This window comes from Sphingobium sp. AP49 (assembly GCF_000281715.2).
In the GTDB taxonomy this organism is placed as follows: Bacteria; Pseudomonadota; Alphaproteobacteria; order Sphingomonadales; family Sphingomonadaceae; genus Sphingobium.
Genome location: NZ_CP124576.1, coordinates 4,051,797 through 4,066,306, shown reverse-complemented (window position 1 = coordinate 4,066,306; position 14,510 = coordinate 4,051,797). Strand labels below are relative to the sequence as shown.

Annotated in this window: 13 protein-coding genes; 7 read left to right on the top strand and 6 right to left on the bottom strand. The window is 65.7% G+C overall.

Annotation, left to right across the window (positions count from 1 at the left end; all coding sequences use genetic code 11):
- The first annotated feature begins 2 nt into the window (after positions 1-2).
- Both PMI04_RS19125 and PMI04_RS19120 read left to right on the top strand, forming a co-directional pair.
- Positions 3-1,094, top strand: coding sequence for a sugar-transfer associated ATP-grasp domain-containing protein (locus PMI04_RS19125; RefSeq protein ID WP_007710434.1), 1,092 nt, complete (start codon positions 3-5; stop codon positions 1,092-1,094).
- Positions 1,091-2,188 (top strand): glycosyltransferase, encoded by a 1,098-nt coding sequence (locus PMI04_RS19120; protein WP_007710435.1) that lies wholly within the window; start codon positions 1,091-1,093, stop codon positions 2,186-2,188. Before PMI04_RS19125 ends, PMI04_RS19120 begins: the two co-directional genes overlap by 4 nt.
- On the opposite strand, the gene PMI04_RS19115 is transcribed toward PMI04_RS19120, so the two are convergent.
- Positions 2,185-3,234: an AraC family transcriptional regulator gene (locus PMI04_RS19115; protein ID WP_007710437.1), complete on the bottom strand. Its 1,050-nt coding sequence runs from the start codon at positions 3,232-3,234 to the stop codon at positions 2,185-2,187. The two genes, PMI04_RS19120 and PMI04_RS19115, sit on opposite strands and share 4 nt — an antisense overlap.
- Before the next feature lie 124 nt (positions 3,235-3,358).
- Here PMI04_RS19115 and PMI04_RS19110 point away from each other — a divergent pair, with 124 nt between their 5' ends.
- From PMI04_RS19110 to PMI04_RS19090, 5 genes are read left to right on the top strand one after another with little or no spacing between them, the layout of a single operon-like run.
- Positions 3,359-4,339, top strand: coding sequence for an enoyl-CoA hydratase/isomerase family protein (locus PMI04_RS19110; protein WP_007710439.1), 981 nt, complete (start codon positions 3,359-3,361; stop codon positions 4,337-4,339).
- A 13-nt stretch (positions 4,340-4,352) separates the two neighbouring features.
- Positions 4,353-5,339, top strand: coding sequence for an AraC family transcriptional regulator (locus tag PMI04_RS19105; RefSeq protein WP_007710441.1), 987 nt, complete (start codon positions 4,353-4,355; stop codon positions 5,337-5,339).
- A gap of 13 nt (positions 5,340-5,352) precedes the next feature.
- Positions 5,353-6,678 carry an aromatic ring-hydroxylating dioxygenase subunit alpha gene (locus tag PMI04_RS19100; protein WP_007710443.1) on the top strand — a complete coding sequence of 442 codons (1,326 nt, stop codon included), beginning with the start codon at positions 5,353-5,355 and terminating at the stop codon, positions 6,676-6,678.
- Positions 6,679-6,687: 9 nt separating this feature from the next.
- The gene (locus tag PMI04_RS19095; RefSeq protein WP_007710445.1) at positions 6,688-7,881 is read left to right on the top strand and encodes a MaoC family dehydratase N-terminal domain-containing protein; all 1,194 of its coding nucleotides are present in this window, start codon (positions 6,688-6,690) and stop codon (positions 7,879-7,881) included.
- Entirely contained in the window at positions 7,878-9,524 is a 1,647-nt protein-coding gene (locus PMI04_RS19090; protein ID WP_007710447.1) for a class I adenylate-forming enzyme family protein, read from the top strand. The genes PMI04_RS19095 and PMI04_RS19090 overlap by 4 nt, the downstream gene beginning before the upstream one ends.
- 2 nt (positions 9,525-9,526) lie before the next feature.
- Here the strand turns inward: PMI04_RS19090 and PMI04_RS19085 are convergent, their stop codons facing one another.
- The 5 genes from PMI04_RS19085 to sseA all read right to left on the bottom strand — a co-directional run bounded on the left by PMI04_RS19085 (position 9,527) and on the right by sseA (position 14,437).
- The gene (locus PMI04_RS19085) at positions 9,527-10,024 is read right to left on the bottom strand and encodes a sterol desaturase family protein (protein ID WP_007710449.1); all 498 of its coding nucleotides are present in this window, start codon (positions 10,022-10,024) and stop codon (positions 9,527-9,529) included.
- 93 nt (positions 10,025-10,117) lie between these two features.
- Positions 10,118-10,879, bottom strand: a complete 762-nt coding sequence (locus PMI04_RS19080; protein ID WP_007710451.1) for a TorF family putative porin — start codon at positions 10,877-10,879, stop codon at positions 10,118-10,120.
- 254 nt (positions 10,880-11,133) lie between these two features.
- The gene (locus tag PMI04_RS19075; RefSeq protein ID WP_007710452.1) at positions 11,134-12,387 is read right to left on the bottom strand and encodes a mechanosensitive ion channel domain-containing protein; all 1,254 of its coding nucleotides are present in this window, start codon (positions 12,385-12,387) and stop codon (positions 11,134-11,136) included.
- A complete protein-coding gene (gene metC, locus PMI04_RS19070; protein WP_007710454.1) occupies positions 12,384-13,592 on the bottom strand; it encodes a cystathionine beta-lyase in 1,209 nt (402 codons plus the stop codon). Before metC ends, PMI04_RS19075 begins: the two co-directional genes overlap by 4 nt.
- Positions 13,589-14,437, bottom strand: coding sequence for a 3-mercaptopyruvate sulfurtransferase (gene sseA / locus PMI04_RS19065; RefSeq protein ID WP_007710456.1), 849 nt, complete (start codon positions 14,435-14,437; stop codon positions 13,589-13,591). The genes metC and sseA overlap by 4 nt, the downstream gene beginning before the upstream one ends.
- Positions 14,438-14,510 lie beyond the last annotated feature (73 nt).

Below are 14,510 nucleotides of genomic sequence, written 5' to 3'. Positions count from 1 at the left end.
CCTTGTTCACGTTGCGCGCGCTGCCCCCGGCAGACGGCAATATGCTGCTGGCCGCCTATCATGACGGGTTGCGCCGTCACTGGTCGGTCGGCCGCCGCATGATCGCGCGGCTGATCGCGGCGAGCGGGCGCAGCGGCTGGGCCGGGTCGGAACGGCGGTTGTTGTGCGAGACGGTGCGGGCGCAGGGGCTCAGTATGCGTGATCGCAAGGGCGTGCATCGGCTGCTCAATCCCGGCGCCTTTCCGGCGGAAGCCAATCCGCTCAAGAACAAGCAGCTTTTCGCCCGCCATGCCGTTGCCGCCGGCCTGCCGGTACCCGACAGTTTCGCGCTGGAGGCGAGCGATATCACCACCTGGCTGCACGGCCAGAGCGTCATTATCGCCAAGCCCAGCTATTGTTCCAAGGGCCAGGGCGTGGTGCGTTTCGAGAAGAAGGGCGGGCGCTGGGAAGGGGCGGAAGGTCCGATCGCCGACGATGCGCTGCGACTGCGCCTGCTGGCGCTCTGGGCGGCGGGCGGGGTCATCCAGCACTGTCTGGCGACTCATGGGGCACTGGCGGATATTTCGCCTGGCGCGTTGCCGACCCTGCGGGTGGTCACCTGCCTCGATGAGGTCGGCACGCCAGAGGCCTGCGCGCTGGCGCTGCGCTTGTCGGCCGGGGGCGGGCAGCCTGTGGATAATTTCAATGCCGGCAATCTTGTGCTGTCGATCGATGGCGACGGGCGCTGCGGTCCAGTGTGGCAGGCGGGGCCGGATGGCGCACCGATCCGCTGTGATCGTCATCCGCTGACCGGCGCGATGATCAGCGGCCGGCCGGTGCCCGATCTTGATGCTGCCGTGGCGCTGGCGCTCAGGGCACATCTTGCCTTCCGATCGGGCTTTACCGTGATCGGTTGGGATGTCGGATTGACACCGGATGGCCCGGTGCTGGTCGAGGGCAACTGGAATCCCGGCACCGATATCGTCCAACTGGTCAGCGGCCGTGGCCTGGCCGACAGCCGTCTGGGGGCGCTTTATTGCCATCATCTGCGTCATTTGCCGTCGCGGCGCTGGCAGGCAGCGGGCGCGATCGAGCGGGACGCACGCCGGGCGTGATCATCCTCTATGTCCATGCGCTGGCCGCGACCGGTGTGGTGCGCAATGTCCGCATCCTCGCCGCCGAACTGGCGGCGCGGGGGCTGGCTGTCGAGCTGGTGACGGCGCTGCCGGGCGGGGAGGGCGTGACCGGTGTGCCACATCATGCGCTGCTGGCCGGCCCGCATCCGTCGCGCCGGCGCGAGAAGATAAAGGCGATCATGGCGTTGCGCCGTCATTTGCGCACGCGCCGGCGCGCGACTTTAATCTCTGCCGGCAATCATGGTCATGTCACCGCCTGGGCGGCGGCGCAGGGTCTGCGAGATGTGCGGCGTATCTATCGCATCAGCAACGACATCATGCGCAGCGCTGCCGGCGCGCCGTCCGGTGGGGTGAGGCGGCTGGGGCGTACGGCGATGGCGCGGTTGCTGGCATATGACGCCGATCATCTGGTGCTGGTGTCGCCGACGCTGGCGGATACGCCGGCCTTTGCCAGCGCGGCGCGGGCGGGCAAGGTGGCGGTGATCCCCAATGGCATCGATGCCGATGCCGCCCGCTTTCTGGCCGACGGGCCGGTGCCGCATCGCTGGCTGGGGCGCGAAGCGCCGGTGATCCTGGCGATCGGCCGACTGGCGCCGCAAAAGAATTTCGGCACGCTGCTGGAGGCCTTTGCGATCCTGCGGCGGACGCGGCCCGCGCGGCTCATCATCCTGGGCGAAAGCCGGGACCGGGCCTGCGACAGCCTGCGCGCGCAAGCGATGGCGCTTGGCGTGGCCGATGATCTCGACCTGCCCGGCACAGTCGACAACGTCTTTCCCTGGCTGGCCCATGCCGATGCCTTCGTCCTGCCCAGCTGGTGGGAAGGGTCGCCCAATGTGCTGCTGGAGGCGATGGCACTCGACGTGCCGATCATTGCCTCCTGCAGCGCGGGCAATGCCGCTGATCTGCTCGACGGTGGGCGATACGGCTTGCTGGTCGATCCGGCCGACGCAGTGGCGATGGCGGGGGCGATGGCACGGCAACTGGATCGCGCTACTGCGATCTGGCCGGGTGACCGGATTGACCATTTTGGCCTGGATCGTCTGTCCGACGCGTGGATCGATTTGTTGCGCTAGCGGCGGCGGAACTGGCGCGGCGTCTGCCCGGTCCAGCGCTTGAAGGCACGGCCGAAGCTGGTCTGTTCGGCATAGCCGAGGCGCTCGGCCACCTCGTCGATCGGCATCGGCGTCTGGCGCAGATAGATGCGGGCCAGTTGTTCGCGCTGTTCCTCGACCAGATCGACGAAGCGCAGGTCATGGGCGGCAAGGCGGCTTTGCAGCGTGCGCACCGACAGGCCCAGCCGATCCGCGCAACGCTCGATCGTGCAACTGCCCGCTGGCAGCGCGCCGCGCACATAGGATCGGGCGCGCTCCGCCATGTCGGCGCGGTTGAGCAGCCGCAGCCGCCCGAGATAGCCGCCGACCAGCCGATAGGTCAGCCGGTTGGCGGTGCCGATCGGCAGGTCGAGCAGTGCGGCGGAAAAGCCGATCGCGCTGCCGGGTGCGCGGGGGCGGGCGGCGGTGCCCAGCAGCGCTTCGATCTCGACCAGTTCGTGTGCGCTGGCATCGGCGGAAAATTGCACCCAGGCGGGGCGGAAGCGAGGACCGCTGACGTTGCGCAACAGCAGCAGGATCAGCATCATCGCCTGATAATTGGCCTGGTCGTTGAAGCCGACATCGGCCCGCACTGCCCAGCGCAGTTCGGCGATCCCGTCCTGCTCGACCAGATCGAGCTGGGCTTCGGGCGAATGGGCGACGGGCAAATAGCGGATCAGGCTGGCGATCGCCGATCGCAGGTCGGGCGCGGCGCGGCACACGGCGGTAACGCTGCCGAACACATCGGCATCCTGGGTCGCGGCCAGATGCAGGCCGAACAGCGGATCGTCGAACAACAGGCTGCAATATTCAAACATCGCCGCCACCTGCTGGCAGGAAATATGCCCGTCCGGGTCGGCGAGGGCTAGCGGATCGAGCCCATGCTGAGCCAGGATACGGCGCGGCGCGCCACCGCGCGCGCGGACATAGTCGGAAAAGCCGCGCAGATTGGCGGCGCGCATCTGGCCGGCGGCGGGCACCGCCTCCAGCGGGCCTTCCAGCCCGAAGAAATAATCCTGCTCCTCCATCGCGCGTCCCTGTCGCAGTCCCGATTTCCTTGCGTATCATATCGAAAAAGCTGCGCCTAATGCCAATAATGACCCGCCATCCTGTGGCAGCTTGCACCGCAGAACAGAGCAATTGGAGAGTGTCATGGCCAAGGCAAGTGCCGCCGAGCTGAAGCGGGAAGCCGCGCAGTTCGTGCGTTATGAGAAGGACAGGGCGCGCAAGATCGCGACCGTCACCTTCGACCGGCCGGGCAAGGCGAACACGACGACGATCGGCATGCGGCTGCTGTTCGGCGAGATCGTGCACAAGGCGAATATCGACGATGATGTGAAGGTGCTGGTGATCCGTGGCGCGGGCCAGGATCTGGGATCGGGCGGCGACATCAACGAACATGGCGACATGTATCTGAACCCGGGCGAGGAGGATAATTTCCTGCCCGACCTGGAGATTGACGATCCCGATGTGCGTTATCCGCCGCCCGGTTCCTATCGCTTCCTCCACGGCCTGACCGACCATTATGCCAAGGGCTATGCCGGCAACCGGCCGCTGCAGGAATTCAAGAAGATCAGCATCGTCGAGGCCAAGGGCTATTGCTATGGCTGGCATTTCTACCAGTGCGCGGACGCCGACCTGATCGTCTCGTCCGACGATGCGCTGTTTGGCCATCCCTCCTTCCGCTACGCCGGATGGGGGCCGCGCATGTGGCAATGGCTGGAAATGGTCGGCATCCGCCGCTTTTCCGAAATGCTGTTCACCGGCCGGCCCTTCACCGCCGCCGAGATGATGGACTGCAACTTCGTCAACAGCGTGGTGCCGCGCGACGCGCTGGAGGCGGAGACCGACAAATATGCCGATGCCTGCGCCCGCACCCGGCCACTGGACGTGGTGGTCGCGCAGAAGACCTTCATCGAGGCGTATAAGCAGTATCGCGGCGAATATATGGGCAGCCTGATGACCGGCTGGCTGGAAGGCATGCTGCCGCTGATGAAGAACGACCATGATGGCGACATCAATCTGGGCGCCGGCGGCTTCGACCAGGGCATCGCCCATACCGTCAAGAATAACGACCTCAACTATCCCCCGGAGTGGCGGCTGAGCCGCGCCGGGCGGGCACAGCAGCGCTGAGGGGAGCAGAGCGATGATCGAAACGCTCTTCGCCCTCGACCGGGGCAATTATCGTGAATGCCAGCAGCTGTTCCGTGGCGCGCGCGAGCAGGAATATTATCGCGGCGATTATTGGATGGAGGACGGCGCGGTCATCGATGTGGAGGCGCGCCGCAAGCCTGCAGGCCCCAGTGCGGCGATTCTGTTGCGCGCCCATAGCCGGCTGTTCTTCCGCCGTACCCGCCAGCATATTCGCGAGGACGGCACAGACCTTAGCGTGCTGTGGTTCGTCAAGCGCGGCCGACTGGTCTTCTCCAATCAGTTGGGCAGCCGAACTGCCCAATATGGCGACTTCCTGATGACCCGGTCGACCGCCCCCTTCTTCATCGAATGCCAGCCCGATGCACAGGGCGTGCATGAGGTGCTGCATGTGACGGTGCCGACCCATGTGTTGCGCGGCTTCGTCGATTGCGATGCCGGGGCCGGGGTGCTGCTGCCGATGCAGCGGGCGGAACTGGCGATCGCCGACACCATATTGGCGGGCCTGTTCCAGCAGGATGGCGATATTGGGGAGGAAACCACCCGCACGCTGGTGGAGGCGGCGCTGGCGGTGATCGGTCAGGGCCTGCGCCATGATGGGCGGGCCGTGCCGCCGCGTCCCTCCGTCGCGGAGAAGCGCTTTGCCGATGTGCGTCGTTTTGTGGAGGTACATCTGTCCGATCCGGGCCTATCCGCCGCCATGACGGCAAAGGGGTGCGGCATCTCGCCGCGCTATCTCACCACCCTGCTCAAGCAGAATGGCACCAGCTTTTCCGACCTGATCTGGCAGCGCCGGCTGGAGCAGGCGCGGGCGTGGATGGCGCGATCGGATGCGGCCAGCATCTCGATCAGCGAGATCGCCTATGCCGTCGGCTTCAAGAGCCCGGCCCATTTCAGCCGCATGTTCAAGCGCGTCTATGCCTGCAACCCAAGCGACTATCGGGCCGAGGCTGCTCCGCCGCCGCCGGTTGCACTGCATTGAGCGGGAGGGACACATGACCATGCAGGGCAACATCACCCAACCGCCGGTCCTGATCGGCAACACGGCCTATGTCTCGCAATCCTACGCCGATGCCGAAGCCGCGAAACTATGGCCCAAGGTCTGGCAGGTCGCCTGCCGCGAAGAGGAAATTCCCAATGTCGGCGACTATGTCACCTATGACATTGTCGACGATTCGATCATCGTCATTCGCGCCGCGCCCGACCGGATCGCCGCCTATTTCAACGTCTGCCGCCATCGCGGCCGGCAACTGACCGAAGGCTGCGGCCATGCGAAGCGGCTGGTCTGCCCCTTCCATGCCTGGAGCTGGGATCTGGACGGCAACAATGTCGGCGTGGTCCGCAAGGAGGCCTGGGGCGACGCGCTGAACGCTGACGACCTGCGACTGCGCGATGTGCGCGTTGAAACATGGGGCGGCTGGGTGTTCGTCTGCATGGACCCCGATGCGCCATCGCTGCGCGACTATCTGGAGCCGGCGGCATCGATGCTCGATCCGTTCGAGCTGGAACAGATGCGCTATCGCTGGCGCCAATGGCTGCATTTTCCCTGCAACTGGAAGGTCGCGATCGAGGCGTTCAACGAGGGCTATCATGTCGCGGGCACCCATCCGCAACTGACCAAATATTCGCCCAAGCCGACCTGGAGCGACGGGCGCGGCATCCATGGCGTATTCGGATCGCAGGCGCGCGAGGGCACGGGTGGCGCCACGGCGGGGGCAGCAGGCGCTGCCGACATGCGCCAGGGATTGGCGGATTCGCTCAACCAGCTCTGGGAGGAAGTGAACGGCACCACGACCGAGACGATGGTGCGGGTCGCCAATCTGCTGGTCGAGGAGCTGCCCGAGGGCACGCCGCCGGCCGAGGTGCAGATGCACCTGATGCGCCGCACGGTGGAGGAGGACGCCAAGCGCGGTGTCGCCTGGCCGCGCATCGACCCGGCCCATTTCGCGGCGGCGGGCAATGTCTGGCACATCTTTCCCAATACGGTGGTCATCCACGGGCCGACCTTCGCGCTCTGCTATCGCGCGCGGCCCGACGGCCATGATCCCGACAGCTGCATCTTTGAGGTCTATACGCTCGAACGCTTCCCCGAAGGCAGCGAGCCGCGCCCCGCCAATCTCCACAGGCCCGAGATCGACGAGGCAAGCTGGCGCAAGGTGTTGTGCCAGGATTTCTCCAACATGGGCGCGGTGCAGCGCGGCCTGCGCTCGCGCGGCTGCGACGGGTTGCGGCCCAGCCCGGTCGAGGAACGGGCGATCATCAATTTTCACCGCGTGCTGGCCGACTATCTGGGCACCGGCGCGCCGCAACCGATCGAATAGGGACGTTCAATGGCCGACATGGAGCATCATAATGCCAGCGCCGTGCTGGATACCAGCGACGTCGACCAGTGGATCGGCAAGCCGGTCATCTTCGCGGAGATGTGGGACCCCTGCAATGCGACCGACATTCGCCGCTGGGTGCAGGCGATGGACTATCCCAATCCGATTCATTGGGACGAGCAATTTGCCCGCGCCTCGCGCTTTGGCGGGATCGTCGCGCCGCAAAGCTTCACCGTGGCGATGGACTACGGCCATGGCTGTCATCCGGCCTGCGTCGGCAAGGTGCCGGGCACGCATCTGATCTTTGCGGGCGAGGAATGGTGGTTTTACGGCACCCCCGTCCGCCCCGGCGACAAGCTGGTGCAGAGCCGCCGCTTCGACGGCTATTCGATCGCGGAGACCGGCTTTGCCGGCCCGACCATGTTCGCGCGCGGCGACACCATCCACCGCAACCAGCATGGCGCGCTGGTGGCGAAGGAACAGGCGACCGCGATCCGCTATCTGGTCGAGGAAGCGAACAAGCGCGGCGTCTATGCCAAGGAGAAGCGCAGCCCCCGGCGCTGGACCAAGGCGGAACTGGCCGCCATCCATAAGGCGCGCCACGACTGGATCCTGTCCAACCGCGAAGGCCGATCGCCCGCCTATGGGGATGTGAAGGTCGGCGACCGCCTGCCGCGCCGGGTGATCGGCCCGCATTCGGTGGTGAGCTTTGCCAATGAATGCCGCGCCCACCGCCAGAATATCTGGGGCACATGGGCCTGGAACGCGCCCGAGGGGGTGCATGATCCGGCCAAGGAGGATGCGGGCTTTGGCGCCGACATGAGCTATGACCATGAGGCGCGCAGGATCGATCCGCGCATGGGCGATGGCCTGTATCACGGGCCATCATCGGGCCATATCAATGCCGAGAAGGCGGAGAATGTCGGCATGGGCGGCGCCTATGGCTATGGCGCGTCGATGAATGCCTGGCATCTCGACACGGTCGCCTATTGGGCCGGCCATGGCGGCTATGTCTGGCACAGCAAGACCCAGTTCCGCTCCCCCGCCTTCGAGGGCGACGTCAGTTGGGTCGATGGCGAGGTGGTGGAGAAGATCGACCGTTCGCCCTTCGGCATGCCGGTGGTGAAGGTCCGCACCACGATGACCACCCAGGATGGTGAGGAGATATTGAAGGGCACGGCGCAGGTGGAGTTGCCCTATTGAGCGCGCTGCTCTCGCTGGTCCATGGCCCGCCCTTGGTCGACGAGTCGGGGCAGGGTGCGCAGACCATCCCAGCCTATCTGGATGCGGTGCGCGCCCGCCATGGCGCGCGCGACGCGGTCATCATGCGGACGGCGGATCGGCGCATCTGCTGGAGCTATGACGAACTCCATGCTCGGTCGGTCGCGGTCGCCCGGGCGCTGATCGCGGCGGGCGTGGGCAAGGATGGCCGGGTCGGTGTGCTGATGGCGAACCGGCCCGAATATCTGGCCAGCGTCTTCGGCATTGCGATGGCGGGTGGGGTGACGGTGGCGCTCAGCACCTTTTCCACGCCCGAGGAACTGGAGCATCTGATCCAGGCGTCGGCGATCGATGTCCTCCTCTTCGATACGCGGGTGTTGAAGAAGGATTTTGCCGCGATGCTGGCGGGCATCGACAAGGGGCCGTTCCTGCGGCGGCTGGTCCAACTCGACAGCGTGACCGACGATGCGCCGCTGGCGCCGGGCGATGAAGGCTGGGATGCTTTCCTCGCCAGCGGCGATGCTGTGCCCGACGCCATCGTGGCGCAGCGCGCCGCCAGCGTGACCCCGACCGACACGGGCGGCATCTTCTTCTCGTCCGGCACCACCAGCCTGCCCAAGGGCATCATCCACAGCCAGCGCGCCTTCTGCATCCAGTGGTGGCGCTGGCCACGCGTGTTCGCGATGCGTGAGCCGGTGGTGGGCTGGACCGGCAATGGCCTGTTCTGGTCAGGCAATATCAGCCTGGTGATCGGCACCGCTTTTTCGACCGGGGGAACGGCGGTGCTGCAACCGGTGTTTGACGCCGCCGCGGCGCTCGACGTGATCGAGCAGGAGTGCGTCACCTTCCTCACCGGTCGGCCGCATCAATGGGCGCGGGTGCAGGCGGCGGAGAATTGGGCACGCGCCGACCTCTCCAGCCTCAAATATGTGACCAAGGGCGAGCTGATCGGTGAGCATCCCACGGTCGATACCGACTGGACCACGCCCTGGGCGTTCGGCACGACCGAGACGATGACGATCTGCACCGCCTTCGATGCGGACACGTCCGAGGCGGATTATGGCGGCAGCGCGGGCGCGCCGCTGCCGGGCAACAGCCTGAAGATCGTCGACCCGCTGACCCGTGCGATCCTGCCGGTGGGACAGGCGGGGGAGATGTGCATCAAGGGGCCGACCTTGATGTCGGGCTATCTTGGCAAGGCGCCGGAGGATTGCTTCGATCCGGAGGGCTATTACCGCACGGGCGACGGCGGACGGGTGGACGAACAGGGCCGCTTCTTCTGGGAAGGGCGCCTTACCGACATGATCAAGACCGGCGGCGCCAATGTCGCGCCCGAGGAGGTGGACGCGGCGATCGCCTCCTTCCCCGGCGTCAAGCGCAGCCAGACGGTCGGCGTGCCCGACGATCTGCTGGGCGAGATGGTGGTCGCCTGCATCGTGCCGGTCGATGGCGCGACCGTCGCGGAGGCCGAGCTGATCGCCCATCTCAAGGCGCGCATGGCCAGTTTCAAGGTGCCGCGCCGGGTGCTGCTGCTTGATGAAGCGGATTTCGCCCTGACCGGCAATGAGAAGGCGAAGGCCGCCGATATCCGGGCCGTCGCGGTAGCGAGATTAGCGACCGGATAGCGCTATCCCTTCGCCGCACGCACCCCCGCATTGCTCCGTCGGGCCAGTTCGCGCTTGAGTTCGGCGGGGTGGGAGGCGATCAGGAAGCCGAAGCTCACCGTGCCCTCCTTCGTTTCGACCACATGGTGGAGGCGATGGGCCTGGACGATGCGCTTCATATAGCGTGAACGGGCGACATAGCGATGTCGCATCCGCTGGTGCACGATGATGTCGTGAAAGCCCAGATAGATGGCGCCATAGGCGGCGATGCCGGCGCCGATCGCCGTCGCCCAGTGGCCCCAGCCCCATTGCACCCCGCCCAACAGAAGCAGGATCGAGGGCAGGGCGAAGATCACGAAATAAAGGTCGTTGGCCTCGAAAAATCCGGTCCGGGGACGGTGGTGGCTGGCGTGCAGGAACCAGCCCGGCCCGTGCATCACCCAGCGGTGCATGACATAGGCAAAGCCTTCCATCAGCGCGATCGTGACGACGAAGAGCAGCAGGAGGGCAATGGGAGGCATGGGGCTGCTATATCGCCGCAGCTTGTCCGAGGCAAAGAAAAGGGCCGCGATCCCGGTCGGATCGCAGCCCTTTTCCCGTAAGGCTGGGCGTGCTTAGAAAGCAGCGGTCAGCGAGAAGATGACAGCGCCGTCGGCGCCATATTCTTCCTTGTTCACCTTGGCATCGGTGTTCACGTAGGTCACGCCGAAGGTCAGCATCTTGTAGCTGGCGGTGGCGCCGAACGAATAGTCGAGCACGTCATGATCGCCCGGGGTATAGCCGCCCGGGAAGGCGTCGCTCGCCGCATAGCCGACATGCGCGTTGACGCCCAGCGGGGTGTTGGGGATGGCGCTCGACAGATCGACATGGCCGTAGAAGGACGACGACTTGTGGCCGGTCAGCTCACCCGTGGTGTTGTTGCGGCTTTCCAGCGCGCTCTGCTTCCAGGCATAGTTGACGCCGACCTTGGCCGTGACCGGGCCGACCGCGCCGATGACGTTCAGATAGGGCTCGAAGAAGTCCGTCGCATAGTCGCCATGCTTGGGATAGAGATAATAGAGCAAGCCACCGTCGATGGTGATGCCCGACACGACTTCCTTGGAATAGCCGGCCGACAGATCGACTTCGGTATGGCCGTTGAAGTTGATGCTCGAACCCCAGACCGAGGCATAGAGGCCGCTTTCATGGGTGGCGGTGATACCGCCCTGAATTGCAGCGTCTTCGCCATTCTGGGTGAAGCCGCGGAAGCGATAATCGGAAACGAGGCCCACATTGCCGGAAAGCTTGACCGCTTCGGTGGGTTCATCCTGGGCCAGGGCCGGAACCGACAGTGCGGCAAGAGCAACGGCCGAGAGGCCGAGAATGGACTTACGCATTTTAATCCCCTTAGTGGTTCTGCGATCGTCCCGCCTGCGTCCAGGCGCCTTCCTCTATATTTCCGCTAGGGATGGGTTGGCTTGCCTCAACGAGTCCGGCCATGCCTGTCCCCGCTGCGACGCACAAGATATTATTGCTGTTTGATGTCTTTTACGTCTGCAAATGTTGCTAGAGTGCAACAAGCGTTGGCAATATCATGGCGTGAAGGCGCGCCTTTGCGCGCTTCTGGTGCCCTTTTGCCTTTGTTGCTGTCTTATTGCGGGTGCGTCGAATCCGGCCGCATTTCGATGACGCGATGCGGATAGGGTACGGTGATTCCATGCGCCTGGAACTTGTCGAGCACGCGGCCGAGCACGTCGTGCGTGACATTGCCGATGCCGCTTTCCGGATCGCTGATCCAGACGCGGATTTCATGGTCCAGCCGATATTCGCCCAGGTTTATCAGCCAGACGTTGGGACGGGGGCTGCGCAGCACGCGCGGGCTTTCCAGCGCGGCCTGCAGCATCAGTTCCTGGGCCAGTTTGCGATCACTGGCATAGCTGATGCCGACGGGAATGCGGACGCGGACATTGCGGTCCGAATAGGACCAGTTCTCCACCTCCTGGGTCATCAGATTCTCGTTGGGAATCAGATGTTCCTTGCCATCGCGGGTGACGATGGAGACGGCGCGCACGCCGATCTTGTTGACCCAGCCGAAACTGTCGCCGACGACGATGACATCGCCCGGCTTGATCGATCGGTCCATCAGCAGGATGATGCCGGCGATCAGGTTGCCGACGGTCTTTTGCAGGCCGAAGCCGACGGCCAGGCCGAGTGCGCCGGAAAAGACGGTGAAAGCAGTGAGGTCGATGCTCAGGACATCGACGCCGATGAAGAAGGCGGTGATGACGACGGCGATGCTGGCGAGCTTTTGGCCGAGCAGCTTTTGCGTCGGGTCCAGATCCGGCGCTTTCTGGATGCTATGGCCGATCAGCCGGTTGGCGAGGCGGATGCCCGCCAGCAGGGCGACCACCGTTGCGGCCATCGACAATATGTCGAGCAAACTGATCCGCCGTTTGCCCAGGTCGACACCGACCTGATCCAGCATCTGGCCAACCGGCGCGATGCCGCCGCTGCTGCCCGACACCACCATGACGAACAACAGCAGAGCGAGCGGCGCAATCGCCCAGCGGGGGATGGCGAGGCTGTGGAGCAGATGGGTGGCGAACAGCGCGATGGAAGCGGCCAGGAAGATACCGATGACCAGATGAGCAAGCGAATCCTGGGGCCAGGCGGCGGCCGTTATGCCGAGCAGCAGTGCAGCGATGGCATGGCGGATCATCGGCCGGACATGGACAGCGACGGTGTCGTTGAGGGCAGGGAAGGCCGCGCGGACCCGCGCCGCGATCGGCCGTGCAACCGTATAGGCCAGCATGTAGAGGAGAAGGGCCGCGCCGAGCGCAATGGCGGGCTGGGTGATGTCCGCATCGCCCGGCAAGCGGTCGAGCCATGCCGCCACCGGGTTCATCCGCGCGCAGCCCGGAAACGGGTAAGTCCCGCGTCGAGGTCGGCGATCAGGTCGGCCGGATCCTCCAGCCCGATCTGCAGCCGGATGACAGGCCCTTCCGCCTGCCAGGCGGTGGCGGTGCGATAGCGGGCGGGATCGACCGGCAGGGCCAGGCTTTCAAAGCCGCCCCAGCTATAGCCGATGCCGAAATGGACGAGGCCGTCGATCAATGCGGCGCGGGCCGCCTCGTCGCCGCCCTGCAGGACGAAGCTGAACAGGCCGGAGGAGCCGGAAAAGTCGCGCGCCCACAGGTTGTGGCCGGGACAGTCCGGCAAAGCGGGATGGAGGACGCGGGCGACATCGGGCTGGTCCTTCAACCACCGCGCGATCTCAAGCGCGCTCGTCTGATGCTGGGCGAGGCGGATGCCGAGCGTGCGCAGGCCGCGACTGGCGAGCCAGGCATCGTCGGGGCTGGTCATCTGGCCGAACAGATAGGCGGACTGGCGGACCTTGGGGAACAGCGCCGGGGTCGCGCTGACCGACCCCAGCATCACGTCGCTATGGCCGACAATATATTTGGTACAGGCTAGGATCGCGATGTCCACGCCATGGGCCAGCGCCGGGAAGAAGAGGGGCGTGGCCCAGGTATTGTCGAGCAGGGTGACGATACCGCGATCGCGGGCGATGGCGGTGATCGCCGGCACATCCTGCACCTCGAAGGTCAGGCTGCCCGGGCATTCCAGGAAGATGGCGCGGGTGCGATCGGTCAAGAGGTCGGCGATGCCGGCGCCGATCGTCGGATCATAATAGACCGTTTCGACGCCGAAGGGCTTCAGCACCTGTTCGCAGAAATTGCGCGTGGGGTCATAGGCGCTGTCTACCATCAGCAACTGGTCGCCCGGCCGCAGCACCGCCATCAGCGCACAGGCTACCGCTGCGACGCCTGAAGGGAAAAGCATAGTGCCCTCCGCGCCTGGCTCCATCTCGGTCAGGGCATCTGCCAGGCTCCAACTGGTCGGCGTACCCTTGCGCCCGTAAAAGAGCCGCTCGTGCGTGCTGCTGCCCGCCGCCTTCCGCAGATGGGCGACATCGTCATAGAGGATGGTAGAGGCGCGCCAGACGCCCGGGCTGACGATCGCGCCGGGCTGCCCCGGCATGCCGGTCCAGTCGGCGCGGCGACCGGCCTGCGCCAGCTTCGTCAGCGGCCTTCTGCTGTCCTCGCTCATGCGGCGGGTCCGGTCGCCTTGGGCGTGGCGGGGTCGAGCCCCCATTCGGACCAGCTGCCATCATAGAGGCTGACGTCGCGCTTCCCGAGCGTTTCGAGCGCCGCGAGGATGATCGCCGCGGTCACGCCGCTTCCGCAGGTGGTGATGATGGGCCGGTCGAGATCGGTGCCGGCGTCGAGCAGCAGGCGGCGCAGTTCCTCACCCTGCTTCAGGCTGTTGTCGGCGGCGAAGAAGGCGGAGGAGGGGATGTTGCGGCTGCCGGGAATATGGCCCGACGCCATGCCGGGGCGCGGTTCGGCCTCCGCGCCGGTGAAGCGGCCGGCGCCGCGTGCGTCGAGCAGCTGCGCCGCGCCGCTGTCGAGATTGGCGAGGACGTCCGCTTTGGTGCGGACCTGCGTGCGGTCGAGCCGGGCGACGGCATTGCCGGGGGCGATGGCGGGCATGCCGCTTTCGACCGGGCGTCCTTCGGCAACCCATTTGGGCAGGCCACCGTCGAGAATCGCGGCAGAGGCACCCAGGCCATAGACGCGCATCATCCACCAGCCGCGCGCGGCGCTGTGGGTCGGGCTATTGTCATAGACGACGATCCGGCTGTCGGCGTTGACGCCCAGCGCCTGCATACGCTGCGTCATCAGTGCTTCGGGCGGCAACTGGCCCGGCACCGGATCGGCGGGATCGCTGAGGTTCGGCAGGTCCATATAGGCGGCGCCGGGAATATGGGCGGCGGTAAACTCGGCGCGCGGGTCGCGTGGCGTGCCGGGCAGGAACAGGCTGGCATCGAGAATGACGAGGTCATCGCTACCCAATTGGCCGGCCAGCCATTCGGTGGAAACGAGAATATCCATGCGACCCCTTTTTACCTTGTCCGGCAGCCATCTTAGGAGCGGCCGGCAGGACAGGAAAGGGGCTAATGGCAGG